Consider the following 16,610-nt stretch of genomic DNA (forward strand, 5'->3'; position numbering starts at 1 on the left):
TGGAAAATTGAAGCAGCGCATTCTAGCAGGGGCGCCACTGCTTGTCCCAGAGGGGGGAAAAGATAAAAATGGTGGCCATCGCAAGGGAGGCAAGCATGTTTCGATTAGGGTTCATCATTAATCCGGTCGCCGGGATTGGCGGCGCAGTGGGGCTCAAGGGCAGTGACGGTGTGGTTGCCGAGGCGCTGGCCCGTGGCGCTGTGCCCAAGGCGCAGGAACGGGCGCGGCAAGCCTTGTTGCCACTGTGCGAGCTGAGCGTCCCGTTTGAACTGCTGACGGTAGCAGGAGAGATGGGGGAGACGGTGGCCCGCGAGCTGGGGTTGCCCTGTCGGGTCATCTATCAACCGGCCGGGGAGAGCACCTCGGCCGATGATACCCGCCACGCCGCCGGGTTGATGCGCGAAGCCGGGGTCGATCTGCTGCTGTTTGCCGGTGGCGATGGCACGGCGCGGGATATCTGCGCCGCGGTGGGGGAGTCTTGCCATGTGCTCGGCATCCCCGCGGGGTGCAAGATCCACTCCGGCGTCTACGGGGTGACGCCCGCCGCCAGCGGGCGGGTGGTGGCGCGGATGATCGCAGGGGAACTGCTCAGCCTGATCGATGCCGAGGTGCGCGACATCGACGAGGAGGCGTTTCGCGCGGGCAAGGTGCGGGCCCGCCACTACGGCCTGCTGAAGGTGCCCGGCGATCTGCGTTACGTACAGGCGGTCAAGCAGGGGGGCAAGGAGTCCGAAGAGCTGGTGTTGGCGGATCTCGCCGCCGGTGTGGTGGAGCAGATGGAGCCCGATACCCTCTATCTGATGGGCTCCGGCAGCACGGTGGCAGCCTGTATGACAGAGCTCGGTCTGGAAAATACTTTGCTCGGTGTGGATCTGGTGGAAAATAGCCGACTTATCGGGCAGGATCTCAGCGCCGCCGAGATCCTGACCCGGATCCGCGGCCGTCGCTGCCGACTGATCATTACCCTGATCGGCGGACAGGGACATCTGTTCGGGCGCGGAAATCAGCAATTGAGTCCTGAGGTGATTCGGTGTGTCGGGCTGGACAATATCCAGGTGTTGGCAACCAAAGCCAAGCTTGCCGCCCTTGCGGGCAGGCCGCTGCTGGTGGACACCGATGATCCGCAATTAAACCGGGCGTTGCGTGGTTATCTGCGAATAACCACGGGATACAAGGATCAGGTCATCTACCCGGTGGCCAACCCGGAATAGGACGCCAAGGACGCTGCTGGCCTGGCGCCAGAGAGCTGCAATCAACCGGATTGCGGTTCCATACCCCCGAATTTTTTGCCGCAAATGAGGCTGCGTTACATGACGATTCACGATTTTGAGCACAAGTTGTTGGGACTGATCGACAGCATGGTTGCCACCGCGACCGACGATGAGCTGTTTGCGGGGGGTTACCTGCGAGGTCATATCTCATTGGCCGTTGCCCGGGCCGAGCTGGAAGGCAAGACCCTGGTGCGGGACGTCAAGAGCTATGTGCTGCGCAGCCTCAACGAGGCGATCTTGCAAGGTGAGCTTTCTGAAGAGGATGAAAAACTGGTGCAGGCGATGTGGATTCGTTTGCAACAAGACGCAGAAGCTTGATCGGATACACAATTCAAACTGAAGTTTGAGTTTATCCTTCCCCTGAAGTTAGTGAAAGGTTAATAATAAGTTTCGCCTTTTGTTTCAGGGATTAAACTATGGCCTCCTCTTCACGCATTGCCAATAAACTGCCGCTCGAGATGCTCTATCACTGGGAGCGGCAGTGTCCTGATCGAACCTACCTGCGTCAAACCATCAACCGCGAATATGTCGATTTCACCTGGGGTGAAGTGGCCGATGAAGCGCGGCGGATGGTGACGGCCTTGCGTCACCTCGGTCTGGTGGCGGGTGACAAGGTGGCGCTGCTCTCCAAGAATTGCGCCCAGTGGTTTATCGCCGATCTGGCGATGCAGATGGGGCAATACGTGAGCGTGCCCATCTACCCGACTGCCAACGTCGACACCATCGAATATGTGCTGCGCCACAGCGAGGCCAAGGCGATTTTCGTCGGCAAGCTGGATGACTGGAAGAGTCAGGAGGCGGGCGTACCCGCCGATCTGCTGCGCATCGCCTTCCCCTATGACACCATGCCGGCCAGCCACCAGTGGGACGATCTGCTGGAGGCGCACGAGCCGATCCCTGACAGCCCGGTGCAGGCCCCTGACTCCCTGCTGAGTCTGGTCTACACCTCTGGCAGTACCGGCAAGCCGAAAGGGGCCATGCTGAGCGTTGAGCGTTACGCCTGGTCATGCGAGAAGCTGGTGGAGACGGTGAGCCTGAGCCAGGCCGATCGGGGCTTCTCCTACCTGCCGCTGGCCCACATTACCGAGCGGGTCTACATCTACGGCGGCAGTCTCTATGGCGGCGCTACCATCGCGTTCCCTGAATCTCTCGACACCTTTATCGAAGATGTCAAACGCTGCCGTCCCACCGTCTTTATCTCGGTGCCACGGCTGTGGGCCATGTTCCGCATCAAGATCCACGAGAAGCTGCCCCAGAACAAACTGGCGTTGCTGCTCAAGATCCCGCTTATCTCCGGCCTTATCAAACGCAAGCTGCAAAAGGGGCTTGGGCTGGATCAGGCCCGGGTGTTGGGCTGCGGTTCTGCGCCAGTCTCCCCTGCGCTGCTTGAGTGGTATCTGAGCATCGGCCTCAAGGTGACTGAAGCCTGGGGTATGACCGAGAACCACGCCTACTCCACCATCAACTACCCGTTCCGCGCCGACAAGATCGGCACCGTCGGCAAGGCGGGGATCGGGGTGACCATCAAGATCTCCGACGAGGGGGAGATCCTCTGCCGCTGCGAAGGGATGATGCTGGGTTACTACAAGGATCCCGAGCACAGCGCCGAGGCCATCGATGCCGAGGGTTGGCTCCACACCGGCGACATGGGCAAGCTGGACAAGGAGGGTTATCTCACCATCACCGGCCGGATGAAGGATGTGTTCAAGACCGCCAAGGGCAAGTATGTGGCGCCGGTGCCCATCGAGGGACTGCTGGGGCAGGAGCCCATTATCGAACAGCTCTGCGTGATTGGTTACGGCATGCCGCAGCCCATTGCACTGGTGCAGCTGGCCGAGAGTGCCATGAAGGGCAATCGGGAGGAGGTCAACGCCAGACTGGAAGCGGCGCGGGTTCGGGTCAACGATCAGCTGGAATCTCATGCCAAAATTCGCGGCATTCTGGTGGTGAAAACCCCCTGGAATATCGAGAACGGCGTGCTGACCCCCACCATGAAGATCAAGCGTCACCTGCTGGAGCAAAAGTACGCCCAGGTCGGGGATCGCTGGCCCTCATCCCAGGTGGTGGTGTGGGAGGAGTAAATCCCGTCTTTCCATAGTGCAACAAACAACAACGGCCCTTGATGGGCCGTTGTTGTGTTTGAGGCATATCACTCTCCACTGTTTTATCGGCGAGTAAAAGCGCGCCCGGTTAGATCTGCGCCAGCGCGGCGGCCAGATCGGCGATCAGATCGTCCGCATCTTCCACCCCGATGCTGAAGCGGATGAGGTCGTCGTTGACCCCGGCGGCGAGGCGGCTTGGCTCGTCCATGGCGGCGTGGGTGGTGCTGGCCGGATGGCAAGCGAGACTCTCGAGATCCCCCAGACTCACCGCCTGCACGAACAGTTGCAGGTTATCGAGCAGGGTAGCGCAGCGCTCAAACCCGCCCTCCAGCTCAATGCTCACCATGCCGCCAAAGCCGCTGGCGAAGGCGCCTAGGGCATCGTGGCCCGGATGGTTGGCAAGGCCCGGGTAGATCACCTTCTTCACCGCCGGATGGGCGGCCAGAAACTCGGCCACTTTCTGGGCATTGTGCAGGTGGGCATCCATCCGCAGCGGCAGGGTTTTGACCCCGCGCTGCAGCAGGTAGGCCTCCTGCGGGCCGATGGGGGAGCCGATATGCTTGAGGGCCACGGTGCGGATCGATTTCATCAGGGCGTGAGAGCCCGCCACCACCCCGGCGATGATGTCGCCGTGGCCGCCCAGATATTTGGTGCCGCTGTGCATCACTACATCGACCCCGAGCTCCAGCGGGCGCAGCAGGTAGGGGGTAAGGAAGGTGTTGTCACACACCGTGATGGCGCCCACCTTGCGGGCCGCTTCCACCACCAGTCGCGGATCCACCACCTTGAGGGTGGGGTTGGTCAGGGTTTCGAACAGTACCACCTTGGTGGCAGGACGGATGTTGGCCAGCAGATCCCGGTCGCTCTCGTAGGCGGTGACCTTGATGCCGGCTCGGCTGAAGGTTTGCTTCAAGAAGGCATCGGTGCCGCCGTAGAGCGGGCCGATATAGGCCACCTCATCGCCGCTGTCAGCCAGCGCATACATGATGGCGCTCACCGCCGCCATGCCGCTCGCCACCACCAGTGCCTCATCTGCACCTTCGAGGGCAGCCAGCTTCTGCTCCAGCTCGGCGGTGGTGGGGTTGCCAAAGCGGCTGTAGATAAAGCCGGGGGCCTGACCTGCAAAGCGCTCCTTGCCCGCCTGGGCGTTGAAGTAGCTGAAGGTGCTGCTCTGGTAGAGCGGGGTGGTGAGGGCGCCGGTCTGGGGGTCGATCCGCTGGCCGCTGTGTACGCTCATGGTCTTGAATTTCATCGTGTTGCTCCGTGATGGCCAAGCTCTGGCCATGACTGGTTGTGTTTTGTTGTTCGTTACATGTTGTGTTTTGTCTGGGCGGGTATATCCATGCTGCTTGTGGCTTATGCATATACCCGCCTAGGGATCTTTGCGCTGCTTAGGCCGGTATCGCTTCGCTCTCTGTGCGCGGGAGGCGAGCTGGTTCCACCGGCCCATAGTGACGCGCCGCCACGTCCGGGTGGGAGCGCAGCCGCCCCTTGAGTACGTTCTCCCCTACCTGATAGAAGAGCGGGTTGGTCGGGTCACTCTCCGGCCCTTGTGCCTGCGCGGCCAGCGCGGGGGAGAGGCTGAGCAGCGGCACGGTGGCATCGAGCCGCGCCGCCATAAAGAAGGCGCAGGAGAGGCGCGAGACGCCGGGCGGCGGGCTCACCACCCGATGCAGGGTCGCCTTGAGATAGCCGTTGGAGGCCAGCTCCAGCAGCTCGCCGATATTGACCACCAGCGCTCCTGGCAGGGGGGGCGCGGAGATCCAGCCGTCGGCCGTCTCGACCTCAAGCCCCGAATGATTGTCCTGCATCACCAGCGTCAGGTAGCCGGGATCCTTGTGGGCGCCAACCCCCTGACTGCTGCCGCCCGCCTCTTGCCCCGGGTAGTGAATGAGCTTCATGTGCTGATAGGGGGCGCCGCGGATGCTGGCGTCAAACACGTTGGCCGGTTGCTCCAGCACCTCGGCAAAAGCGGCCAGCAGGGTGAGGGTGATGTCGCTCAGCCGCTCCTGCCACGCCAGCAGATGGGCTTTCATCTCTGGCAGGGCGGTTGGCCACTGGTTGGGGCCGATCAGCCGCTGCCAGGGTTCACGGAGCTGGGCCGCAGGCAGGGCTTGCGCCTCGTTCATGATATCGAACTGCTCCCGCAGGTCCGGCCGCTGGCGGGTCAGCTCGGCACCGACCCGGTTGTAGCCGCGAAAGTGGGGGCTGTTGACCATCTGCACCGCCAGCTTCTCCTGCTCCGGCAGGGCAAAGAAGCGCTCTGCCAGCGCCAGGGTCTCTCGCTGCTCGGCGTCACTCAGGCCATGTCCTGTCAGATAGAAAAAGCCGACGTCGCGGGCGGCCGCGGCCAGCCTGGCCAACATAGGGCGACGCAGGTCGGGTGCCCCGTTGAGGGCAGCCAGATCGATGATCGGCAGTGGTGAATGTTCCATGTGCACCTCCTCACTCTTTCGTTATCTCTGGTGCCATCTCTTCTGCTGCCTCTGGTGTGGGCAGGTCTGATGAGCGGCAAACGGGATGGCGCGACAGTGTGGCGGTATGCGCTGCGGTGTGGCGCCATCTGGGATGAAGGGGATGCTACTGTTCGGTGTTATAAGACGGAAGCAACAAATTATTCTTAGTTATATACAAAATTCGAAATGGAATTCGGTGTGTAATGGGGTGGCTGCTTTTTGCGCAGCCATTAAGGGCGGAATGGGAAATGATGGGAAGGAGAGTGATAACCAGAGGCAAGCTACCAGCGGCAATAATGACCAAAACAGAAAATGGCCAAAACAGAAGGGAGGCGGATGCCTCCCTTCTGGTTGAGCGGGTGTTCACCTGACCGGGTGCGCAGGCGAGTGACCGCGCATTCTGGCCTTCACCGGTTGCAGGCTCTCAGTAACCCAGGGTAAAGCGCTGGCGCAGGTGGGCCGGTTTTTCCGCTTCGTTGAGCACGCCGTCGGCCAGATCGCCGACCGTGATCCCGGCCGGTTGTTCACCGCTGAACAGCACCTGATCGGCACCGAGCCGGTAGCCGCCGAGCTTCTCGCCGGGTTCCAGGAACACGGGCGGGGAGACGAAACGCCAGTCGAGGGCAGTTTCACGGCGCAGGGCGGTGAGACCGTCGCGGGCCGCCAGTGCCCCCTGTTTCCACTCGGCCTGGAACTCCGGGGTATCCACCAGTTGCACGCCGGGGGCGACCTCCAGACTGCCGGCGCCACCTACTACCAGCAGCCAGCTGTTGGCCGCTTTGACTGCTGCGACGATCGCGTTGGCGCCCTTGAGGTACTGGTCGTAGATATCCGGTGGTCCAGCCCGGGTTGTAGGCGCTGATCACTCGAGCGTGCCCCCGGAGCACCTCGGCCAATGCCTGCGGGTTTTGGGCATCCACCGCCACGGCGGTGACCTGCGGATGGGCGGCCACCTTGCTGACATCGCGGACGATGGCGGTGACGTGATGGCCGCGGCTGATGGCCTCGTTCAGGATGGCTGAACCGACAAAACCGCTGGCACCGATCAGGGCAATCTTCATGGGGAACTCTCCTTCACTGTTGGAATGGGGCTATCCTACGCCGCCAGTTATGATTTAATAATCACCTCAAAAATGCATTCACTTGTAAGCTGGATTTAATAATGGAACAGCTCAGACGTTACGCCATCTTCGCTGCCGTGGTGGAAGCGGGCAGCATGACAGGGGCGGCCAAATCCCTCGGCATGACCCCCTCTGCCGTCAGTCAGCATATCAGCCAGCTGGAGAGCCTGCTCGGGCTGCCCCTGCTCCATCGCTCCACCCGTCGCCTCAGTCTGACCGAGGCGGGGGAGGTGGTGTGGCAAGGTTGCCGGGCGTTGCAGCAGACCCTGAACGAGACCGAGCTGCGCCTCTCCGAGGTGCGCGACGCCCTGCTCGGGGAAGTGCGGATAACCGCCCCGGTGGGGATGGCGGGCCAGCCGCTGGCGCTGGCATTGTCCCCGCTGTTGCAGGCTCACCCCGGCCTCACCATCCAGATAATTGCCGATGACGAAAAGCGGGATCTGATTGCCGAACGGATTGACGTGGCATTGCGGGTCGGCACCTTGCCCGACTCGACTCTGGTGGCCCGCAAACTGGGGCAGACCTGGATGCTGCTCTGCGCTGCGCCCGCCTATCTGGCGCGCAAGGGGACGCCGCGCACGCCCGCCGATCTGGCCACCCACGACTGGCTCTGCGGCGACATGCTGGGCAACGGTTTGCTGCTGCTTGACGAGAAGGGGGGCGAGCACAGGGTGAGGTTCAAGGCCAAGGTGCTCTGCAATAACGTGTTGCCCCTGCGCCAGTTTGCGCTGGCGGGGCAGGGGATCTCGCTGCAACCGGAGGGAGAAATTGGCGAGGATCTGGCGCAGGGGCGTCTGCTCGAACTGTTGCCCGGTTTTCGGGTGGCGCCGATGGAGATCCACGCCATCACGCCGCAGCGGGAGATCCCGGAGAAGGTGCGACGGGTGGTGGAGGCGCTGCGCAGCTACTTCGGCACGACGATGTCGTCATGAGCTGCGCCTTAATGGTTGAGAAAAGGCCCCCGATTATCCTGAAGGGGAATTATCCATAAGGCGGTTTGTCGAGAAGAGCGATAGCCCGGATGAGGAGATGGGCATGCTTGACTGTTAAGCATACTTAAAACGAACTGACGGCCCGCACCTGATCTTTGAGCCAATTAAGCCCGGTATCCTGACCGGAGCTCTTGTGCCAACTCATATAGACGGGGCAATCCTCCGAGAGCCAGGGGAGGGGATAGCTGGCCAGATCCAGCGCCTGCCCCAGCTTCTCCATGTGCCACTGGCTGGCGACGCAGAGCCAGTCGGTACGACTCACCAGATGAAGGGCGGTGAGCAGGGAGTCGCTCTCGTAGGCAATCTGGCGCGGCGGCAGCGGCGCCTTGGTCAGGGTGTTGAGCAGCAAGCTGTCGAGCCGCCTGGTTTGCAATACCACGTGCTTTTCGTTGAAGAAGGTGGCCATGTCGGGGGCCTGGCGGATCCTGGGGTGATCCTTGCGGCAGGCGATGCGCAGGGCCTGGGACATTATCTGCTCGTTTTCGATCCCCTGCTCCGCCATCGGCTTGGTGGCCAGCACCAGATCCACGCTGTGCAGATAGAGGCTGTTCTGGCGCAGGGCTTCGTCCTGCACCTGGGTGTTCCACTCCAGCTGACAGTTGGGGGCTTGGGTCTGCAGCAGGTTGTTGAGCTCCGGCAGGAAGAAGATATCGATATCGGGCACCCCCGCGATGCGAAAAGTGCGCCGACTGGTCTGGGGATCAAAGAGATCGGAGCGCTGCAGGCTGCGCTCCATGTCGTGCAGCGGCACCATGATCTCGTGGTGCAGACTGAGCGCTCGCGCCGTGGGGGTGATGCCGCGTCCCTGGCGGACAAACAGCGGCTCGCCCACCAGGCTGGTCAGGCGGCTGATGGCCTGGCTGATGGCCGAGGGGGTCATCTCCATCATCTCGGCGGCTGTGGTGACACCACCATAGCGGATCACCGCATCGAGGACGCGAAAGAGATTGAGATCGACTTGAGACATGGTGGCTACCGTTAAGCATGATTAAACAGTTAACATACTGAACAGCCTCTTGTCTGGCCAGCATTCCCTGCGATAACTGTGATGTTTCCCTCTCTATTCGTCATCTTCCATCTTGCCGAGAATGCGATCGAGCCTGTTTTACAGCCATGCTTAAGCCCGGCAGGTGGCCCGCGGCATAGAGTAGCGCGACCAGCAGCAAGCCGCCCAGAAAGAGCCAGCGAGCGCTTCCCCAATGGCCGCTGTCCGTCATCAGGGCCGCCAGCAACAGGGGGCCCAGCAGCTGACCGAAGTTGGCGAGCTGGACAAAAAAGCCCTGCACGATGGCCAGTTGCACCGGCCCCTGACTCACTCCCTGCGCAGACGAGAGGATCGCCGGTGGCGCCATACCGCCCGCCAGGGAGAGGGCGAGGCACAATCCATAGGCCCACCACGGCGACAGGCCGGGCCAGAAGGCGAGCATGCCGCACAGCGCCATCAGGCTCAGTGCCCAGCTGATGAGCCGATCTCGCGCCACGCTCCGGCGCAGCAGCCATGCCCCCATCAGGTTGCCGGGAATGTTGGCGACCACCGCCAGTGCCGAGAGCAGGGCGATCTGGCTTTGGCCAGTCCCGGGAGTGCCTTGCAACATGGTTGGCAGCCAGACAAAGAGCGCCCATAGCATCAGGCTGTAGAGCGTGAACGCCAACCCGTAGCGCCAGAGTGCCTTCTGCCGGAGCACCGTGAGTTGGCGCAGCGGGTGGCCCGAGTTGATCGAGTTTTGGGGTGCCCAGACCCGCAGTTTATCTGCCGAACGACTAGCCAGCAGAAGCAGCAGGGCCGAGAGTTGCAGAGCCATCAGGATCAGCCAGGCCAGGCGCCAGCCACCTTGCGCCGTGAGCCAGGGGGTGAGCAGCATGCCGGCCGCCGCACCAAGGGGCAGATTGACCGCCCACAGACTCAGGGCCAGCCGTTTATCCTCCTCCCGGGTCACCGCCACGATAAAGGCGGGCATGGCCACCGAGATCAGCAAAAAGCCAATCCCCTCGACAATGCGCGACAGCAGCATCATGGCCAGCCCGGTGGCGGGCAGTGCCAACGCTCCGCCTGTGACGATAACCAAAAGCCCGACAACCCCGGTTTGCCGCCCACTCCAGCGGGTCAGCAACAGGCCGAGAAAGAGGCTGCAGAGGATCGCCAGCGTATTGAAAGCCGAGGCGAGATAGCTGGCTTCAACCAGTGTCAGCCCCAGCTCGCTGCGCAGTATGCCGAGCACGGCGGGCACTTTGCCAAGGCAGAGGGCGCCGCTGGCACCGGCGAAAATGGCGAGGAAGACCAGAGGCCAACAGGTTCTTTGTGGCTGGTGGCCAGCGAGCGTGTTCATGGCTGAGATTGGCCGTTGTGCAGCCACTCATCGCTGAGCTGGCCAAATTCGCCGCGTTGATAGGCATGCAGCCGATCTGCAATAGCGTCGTGGCTGTTCATGACGAAGGGACCATGTTTGACCAGGGGTTCATTGAGCGCCTGGCCTGAGAGCACCACGAAGTGGCATGGCTCGGTGGCCTCAAGCTGCAGAGCCACCGCCTCGCCGCCGTCGGCAGGGAGGCTTATCCCCATCCCGTGACCTGCCGGGATGAGGTGCCGCTCTCCCTCCGCCTGCAGGGTCAGCGATCCGGTCAGGGGATAGATCATGGCATTCCAGCCTGCCGCCAGCAGATGGGTGAAGCGGCTGCCGGGCGCGCAATGGCCATCGAGCAGGGTAAAGGGTTGGGGCAGCTCTGCCGAGTGTGGTGCCGTTATCCCGTTGCTGTGGCCTGCGACCACCCGTACTCGCACCCCTTTGCCATGAAATTCGGGGATGGTGGCAGCGGCTGCGTGGACGGCAAAAGGCGACATCATCTTTTGACGGGCAGGCAGGTTGACGAAGATCTGCAGGGCGTGGACATAGGGGGATGCCCCTTCCGGCTGCTCGGTATGTACGGCACCGCGCCCGGCCGCCAGCCAGTGGAGCGCCCCCGGTTCGATGGGGCCCTGATTGCCGAGGGAGTCGTAGTTGACGTGAGGGCTCGTCGAATCCTCGAACAGATAAGTGACGGCAGAGATCCCGGCATGGGGATGGGGCTCGAAGGTGGGGGCGGTCATCTGGAAGTGATCCACCATCACCACGGGGTCTATCAGACCGTTGAAAAAGTGTTCGCCAAAATGGCTGGCTTCAAAGCCGCTGCCAATGCGCAGCGGTTGGCCCTTGACGGGGGCGGAGAGAGTCAGGCGTCTGGTCATCGATATAACCTCTTGAAGACAAAAGATGCCTTCGGTCATCTGACCGAAGGCGGGGCGAGTTACGACTTCTTGGCACCTTCTTGCATCTGCCACACCAGGGTGGCGAAAGGCATGTCGAGGGCGCTGTAGACATCGTGCGCCTTGGGGTCGACGTTGCTGCGCAGCATCTCGACCGCGGCGGAGGCGTAGTCGGTGACCGGGATACCGGCCCCCAGCAAGCGTTGCAGCCCAGTGGTGCGCTTGGCTTCGTTGAAGGTGCCGGAGGCATCGAGCACCACCCGGGCATCATAGCCGGCAGCCTTGGCAGAGAGGGCCGGGAAGCTGGCGCAGATCTCGAGGGATACCCCGGCGATGATCAGCTGTTTGCGGCCGGTCTTCTCAATGGCGGCGCGCACGGCAGGATCGTCCCAGGCGTTGATGACGGTGCGGTTGATCACCTTCACATCCGGCAGGGCACTGGTCAGTTCAGGCATGGTGGGGCCCCACATGCCATCGGGCATGGTAGCGGTCACGATCACCGGCACGCCGAGGGCGCGGGCGGCGTTGGCCAGCGCCACCACGTTGTGCTTGAGCTCGCCCACCGTGGTGTCGCGTACGCCGCTCAGCAAGCCGACCTGATGGTCGACCAGCAGCAGTACTGCATTGTCTCGGGAGAGCATCTCCAGATAGCGGTTGGGTGATACGGTCGGATGGCTGGCAGCCTCGGCGGCCATGGCCGGTGTCGCTGTGGTGGCCAGCGTGGCGGTCAGGGTCGCCAGACCGAGCAGGGTGGCAGAGCAGATTTGTCGCAGTTTCATGGTGAACTCCTTGTGATATCGGAACAGTCAAACGGACCTTGCTGGTGGGGCGGATTGCCCGTGCAGCAACCGTCTGATGGGGACAGGGCCATTATGATGGCTGCAAAAATGGCGACAATCTGGTGAAATAGGTTCTTATCGTTCCATCAATGGAACGATGTGAATTCACCTCACCCTGACCAAGGCTGCCCGATGACACCACTGGAACTTGATTTGAATGATCTCTATCTCTTCACCCATGTGGTGCAGCGACAGGGATTCACTGCCGCCGCGCGGGCGCTTGGCGTGCCCAAGTCGCGGATCTCGCGCCGGATCCGGCTGCTGGAGGAGCGGCTGGATACCCGGCTGCTGCAACGTACCTCGCGCCAACTCAGCCTGACCGATGCCGGTGAGGTGCTCTATCGCCACTGTCAGGCGATGCTGGCCGAGGCGCAGGCCGGAGAGGCGGCTGTGCGGCAACGGCAGCAGGAGCCGAGCGGTCTGGTGCGGATCAGCGTGCCCATTACCATTGCCGATGCGCTGCTTGCCCGTTTACTGCCCGCTTTTATGGCGCAATACCCCAAGGTAAGACTCGCCGTGCAAGCCAGCAATCGGCAGGTGGATCTGCTGGAGGAGGGGCTGGATGTGGTGATCCGCGGGGTGGCCTTTGAGCAGCCCCCCTCCAGCCTGGTGCAGGTGCCGCTCTGTACGGTGCAGTGGGGCGTGCTGGCGACCCCGGCGTGGCTCTCCCGCCACAATGCGCTGGCGCACCCTAGCCAGCTGGAGGGAGAGGATGCCCTGCTTTTCAGCTCGCTGGAGCGTCAGGCCGATCTGTTGCGGCTGCGGCACGACAGTGGGGAAAGTGAGGAGGTGGCGGTCAATGTGCTGCTGCGCAGCGACAATGTGCAGACCCTCAAACAGGCTGCGCTGGCGGGGCTTGGGATGGTGGGCTTGCCACTTTACGCCTGCGTGAGTGAGCTGGCGGATGGGCGGCTGCAACAACTGCTGCCCGAGTGGCGTCCCAAAGATGGCAAGCTGGTGATGCTCTATCCCGCGCGGCGCGGTCTGTCACCGGCGGTCAGGGCCCTCATCGACTTTATCAAGGCGCAGTTGCCTGCACTGCTGGCAGAGGTCGGCCAGCCACGCTGAGGAGGGCTATCCCTCCATCTTGCGGCGAATGCGCTCGAACAGGTTCTGCAGGCAGGCTTGATCCCGATCGGCGGCCCACCGCGCCGTACATATGGCGACGGATACCGCTGCCGAGGGGGCGGGCGCAGAGCATCCCCTGTCTGACAAATTCGTCACTGGCCCAGCGCGGCAGAGCGGCTACCCCGAGGCCAGCGGCGGCCATCTGCAGCATTACCGAGGTGTTGTCCACCGGCTTGCAGCGGGCGGGCTCCACCCCGGCGGGCTGCAAAAAGCGGCTGAAGATATCCATGCGGCTGCGCTCCACCGGATAGACCAGCAGCACCTCTGGCCCCAGATCGCCCGGCTCGATGCGGCTCTGGTGGCAGAGGGGGTGATCCGGCGCCATCACCAGAGTCAGATCGAAGGCAAACAGCGGCTCGAAGTGGAGATCGCCCCGAGCCTGCACGTCCGAGGTGAGCAGCAGGTCGAGCTGGCCGCCGAGCAGGGCATTGATGGCATCAAAGCCCGGCACTGACTCCACTTCCAGATCCACCCCGGGCCACTGGCGGCGAAATTCCGGCAACAGCGGCAGCAGCCACTGGATGCAGCTGTGGCAATCGAGCGCCAGATGCAGCCTGCCCGCATCGCCACTCTGCAGGGCTTGCAGCTGTTTCTCGGTCTGGGATAGCGCAGGTAACACCTGACGGGCGAGGGCGAGCAGCTGGCTGCCGGCTGCGGTCAGCACCAGCGGGCGGCTTTTGCGCAGGTAGAGCTCCAGATTGAGGCGGGTCTCCAGCTCTTTGAGCTGGTGGGAGAGGGCGGACTGGGTAAGGTTGAGGGTCAGCGCCGCACCGGCCAGCGAGCCCTGCTCGGCCAGCGCGGTCAATGTTTTCAAGTGTTTGATCTCTATCCCTGCATTGCTTGGCACTGCCATAAGATGGCTCCTTGTGAGATTGCATATGGCGCTGAGGTTGCGGCCGGCGGTAGCCTGCTGCGCTTCTTGACACCGGCACCTCTTGCACCTGTAAAAATCGGCCTCTGTATCCTCGCGGTGAACCTTACCGGCGGTCAGTTGAGGATTATTTGAGAGCCACTTGAAGAGGATTCAATAGCCAGCGTCACCTTATCTTGTCATTTTGGATGTGTAAACATCTGGATGGCTAAATCATCCAGTTTCCCATCAGATGAATGAGCATAAGGAAATGAACCTATGACACGAGCACACACCCTGGGCTTCCCCCGTATCGGCGCCAAGCGCGAGCTGAAATTTGCCCTCGAATCCTACTGGCGTGGCGAGACCACTCAGGCCGAACTCGTTGCCGTGGGCAAGACGCTGCGTGAGCGCCATTGGCAGGCCCAGCACGGCGCCGGGGTCAATCTGCTGCCGGTGGGCGACTTCGCCTGGTACGATCAGGTGCTCGGCACCAGCCTGCTGGTGGATGCGGTGCCTGCCCGCCACCGTCATGGCGAGACCGATCTCGACACCCTGTTCCGGGTCGCCCGCGGCCGTGCGCCGACCGGCCCGGCGGCGGCCGCCGCCGAGATGACCAAATGGTTCAACACCAACTATCACTATCTGGTGCCGGAATTTAGCCGTGATCAACGCTTCAAACTGGGCTGGAGCCAGCTGTTTGACGAGGTAGAAGAGGCCAAAGCACTGGGGCTGCCGGTCAAGGCGGTACTGCTGGGACCGGTCTCCTACCTCTGGCTCGGCAAGGAGAAAGAGAGCGGCTTCTCGCGCCTTGAACTGCTCGATCGCCTGCTCATCGCCTATCAGGAGATCCTGGCCAAGTTGGCCGCCCAGGGAGTGGAGTGGGTACAGATCGATGAACCTGCGTTGACGCTGGACCTGCCGGACGAGTGGCGGCTGGCCTACCTCAACGCCTACGAGCGCCTCGCGGGCCCCTGCAAGCTGTTGCTCACCACCTATTTCGGTTCGGTGGCCCATCAGCGCGACATCATCACCAGCCTGAAAGTTGATGGCCTGCATCTGGATCTGGTGGCCGCCCCCGAGCAGCTGGAGACTCTGGTGCCGCATCTGCCCGCCCAGTGGGTCATCTCCGCCGGGGTGATCAATGGCCGCAACGTCTGGCGTGCCAATCTGGCCAAGTTGGCGCCGACCCTGAAGGTACTGAAAGCCAAACTCGGCGAGCGGCTCTGGGTGGCCTCATCCTGCTCATTGCTGCACAGCCCGGTGGATTTGACCCTGGAGCAGGAGCTGGATCCCCAGACCCGCAGCTGGTTCGCCTTCGCCTTGCAAAAATGTTTCGAGCTGGGACTGCTCAGAGAGTATCTGGATGGGGGCGAGCTCGACAAAATCACCGCCTACAGCCAGCCCATCGTGGATCGGGAGTCCGACAGCCGGGTGCACAAAAAAGCGGTGCAGTCACGGCTCGCCAGCCTCACCAACAGCGATTTTGATCGCCACAGCCCCTATCCGGTCAGGGCCGAGCTGCAGCGCTCGGATCTCAAGCTGCCGCTGCTGCCCACCACCACCATTGGCTCCTTCCCGCAGACCTCGCAGATCCGGGTGTTGCGGCAGGATTGGCGCGCTGGTCGCATCGATGACAGCGCCTACGAGGCGGGCATAAAGGCCGAGATCCGCGATGCCATCGCGCGTCAGGAGGCCATCGGGCTGGACGTGCTGGTACATGGCGAGGCCGAGCGCAATGACATGGTGGAGTATTTCGGTGAGCTGCTGGATGGCTTTGCCATCACCCGCTTCGGCTGGGTACAGAGCTATGGCTCACGCTGCGTCAAGCCGCCGGTGATCACCCGCGATATTGACCGCCCTACCCCCATGACGCTCGAATGGACCCGATTTGCCCAGAGCCTGACCGACAAGCCGGTGAAGGGGATGCTGACTGGCCCTGTGACCATCCTCTGCTGGTCCTTCCCGCGCGAAGACGTGAGCCGCGAGCAATCTGCCCTGCAAATCGGGCTGGCCATTCGCGACGAGGTGGCAGATCTGGAAGCCGCTGGCATCAAGATCATCCAGATCGACGAACCGGCGATCCGCGAAGGCTTGCCCCTGCGCAAGCAAGATCATCAGGCCTATCTCGACTGGGCGGTGCGGGCCTTCCGTCTGAGTGCAAGCCCGGTGGCGGACAGCACCCAGATCCACACCCACATGTGCTACAGCGATTTCAACCTCATCATCGAGGCGGTGGCGGCGCTGGATGCGGATGTGATCACCATCGAGACCAGCCGCAGCCAGATGCAGCTGCTCGAAGCGTTCGAACGCTTCAACTACCCCAACGAGATTGGCCCGGGTGTCTACGACATCCACTCGCCGAACGTGCCGAGCCAGAGCTGGATTGAGGGGTTGCTGCGCAAGGCGGCCAAGCAGATCCCGGCCGAGCGGCTCTGGGTCAACCCGGATTGCGGCCTCAAGACCCGCGGCTGGGAAGAGACAGAGGCCGCCCTCAAGGTGATGGTCGATGCTACCAAGGCGCTGCGGGCCGAGCTGGCGTAACCGGCAAGCCGTGACAGCCATCGGTAAGGTGGCGTGATGAAAAACGAACGAGAGAGGGGAAGCCAC

At 62.5% G+C, this 16,610-nt stretch carries 12 protein-coding genes and 2 pseudogenes; 6 read left to right on the plus strand and 8 right to left on the minus strand.

Translation table 11 applies throughout. The features are described from left to right. Positions 1–95: 95 nt before the first annotated feature. The 3 genes from ACTG27_RS04370 to ACTG27_RS04380 all read left to right on the plus strand — a co-directional run bounded on the left by ACTG27_RS04370 (position 96) and on the right by ACTG27_RS04380 (position 3,352). On the plus strand, positions 96–1,211 hold the full coding sequence (locus ACTG27_RS04370) for an ATP-NAD kinase family protein (RefSeq protein WP_439979149.1): 1,116 nt from the start codon (positions 96–98) through the stop codon (positions 1,209–1,211). A gap of 99 nt (positions 1,212–1,310) precedes the next feature. Further along, positions 1,311–1,589 (plus strand): YfcL family protein, encoded by a 279-nt coding sequence (locus ACTG27_RS04375; RefSeq protein WP_139740389.1) that lies wholly within the window; start codon positions 1,311–1,313, stop codon positions 1,587–1,589. A 98-nt stretch (positions 1,590–1,687) separates the two neighbouring features. Further along, entirely contained in the window at positions 1,688–3,352 is a 1,665-nt protein-coding gene (locus tag ACTG27_RS04380) for an AMP-binding protein (RefSeq protein WP_005333638.1), read from the plus strand. A gap of 109 nt (positions 3,353–3,461) precedes the next feature. Here the strand turns inward: ACTG27_RS04380 and ACTG27_RS04385 are convergent, their stop codons facing one another. The 3 genes and pseudogenes from ACTG27_RS04385 to ACTG27_RS04395 form a co-directional block, all read right to left on the minus strand. Further along, entirely contained in the window at positions 3,462–4,625 is a 1,164-nt protein-coding gene (locus ACTG27_RS04385; protein ID WP_236396904.1) for a trans-sulfuration enzyme family protein, read from the minus strand. A gap of 139 nt (positions 4,626–4,764) precedes the next feature. Then, positions 4,765–5,808 (minus strand): isopenicillin N synthase family dioxygenase, encoded by a 1,044-nt coding sequence (locus ACTG27_RS04390; protein ID WP_439979150.1) that lies wholly within the window; start codon positions 5,806–5,808, stop codon positions 4,765–4,767. Positions 5,809–6,253: 445 nt separating this feature from the next. Next, positions 6,254–6,890 (minus strand): annotated as a pseudogene (locus tag ACTG27_RS04395) (NAD(P)-dependent oxidoreductase). A 101-nt stretch (positions 6,891–6,991) separates the two neighbouring features. Between ACTG27_RS04395 and ACTG27_RS04400 the strand changes: the two are divergent. After that, complete coding sequence (locus ACTG27_RS04400; protein ID WP_439979151.1) at positions 6,992–7,882, plus strand: LysR family transcriptional regulator; 891 nt, start codon at positions 6,992–6,994, stop codon at positions 7,880–7,882. A gap of 124 nt (positions 7,883–8,006) precedes the next feature. Here the strand turns inward: ACTG27_RS04400 and ACTG27_RS04405 are convergent, their stop codons facing one another. From ACTG27_RS04405 to ACTG27_RS04420, 4 genes are all read right to left on the minus strand, one after another. After that, entirely contained in the window at positions 8,007–8,909 is a 903-nt protein-coding gene (locus ACTG27_RS04405) for a LysR family transcriptional regulator (protein ID WP_257124781.1), read from the minus strand. A 100-nt stretch (positions 8,910–9,009) separates the two neighbouring features. Then, positions 9,010–10,269 (minus strand): MFS transporter, encoded by a 1,260-nt coding sequence (locus ACTG27_RS04410; protein ID WP_439979152.1) that lies wholly within the window; start codon positions 10,267–10,269, stop codon positions 9,010–9,012. Continuing rightward, positions 10,266–11,165, minus strand: a complete 900-nt coding sequence (locus ACTG27_RS04415) for a pirin family protein (protein ID WP_439979153.1) — start codon at positions 11,163–11,165, stop codon at positions 10,266–10,268. The genes ACTG27_RS04410 and ACTG27_RS04415 overlap by 4 nt, the downstream gene beginning before the upstream one ends. Positions 11,166–11,224: 59 nt before the next feature. Beyond that, on the minus strand, positions 11,225–11,962 hold the full coding sequence (locus tag ACTG27_RS04420; RefSeq protein WP_041210334.1) for an isochorismatase family protein: 738 nt from the start codon (positions 11,960–11,962) through the stop codon (positions 11,225–11,227). 192 nt (positions 11,963–12,154) lie between these two features. On the opposite strand from ACTG27_RS04420, the gene ACTG27_RS04425 reads away from it, so the two are divergent. Continuing rightward, positions 12,155–13,090: a LysR substrate-binding domain-containing protein gene (locus ACTG27_RS04425; RefSeq protein WP_439979154.1), complete on the plus strand. Its 936-nt coding sequence runs from the start codon at positions 12,155–12,157 to the stop codon at positions 13,088–13,090. A 6-nt stretch (positions 13,091–13,096) separates the two neighbouring features. Here ACTG27_RS04425 and ACTG27_RS04430 read toward each other — a convergent pair. Next, a pseudogene (locus ACTG27_RS04430) lies at positions 13,097–14,003 on the minus strand (LysR substrate-binding domain-containing protein). A 276-nt stretch (positions 14,004–14,279) separates the two neighbouring features. On the opposite strand from ACTG27_RS04430, the gene metE reads away from it, so the two are divergent. Beyond that, complete coding sequence (metE, locus tag ACTG27_RS04435; RefSeq protein ID WP_439979155.1) at positions 14,280–16,544, plus strand: 5-methyltetrahydropteroyltriglutamate--homocysteine S-methyltransferase; 2,265 nt, start codon at positions 14,280–14,282, stop codon at positions 16,542–16,544. Positions 16,545–16,610 lie beyond the last annotated feature (66 nt).

It is taken from the genome of Aeromonas sp. 97A (assembly GCF_051919185.1).
Taxonomy (GTDB): Bacteria; Pseudomonadota; Gammaproteobacteria; order Enterobacterales; family Aeromonadaceae; genus Aeromonas; species Aeromonas veronii.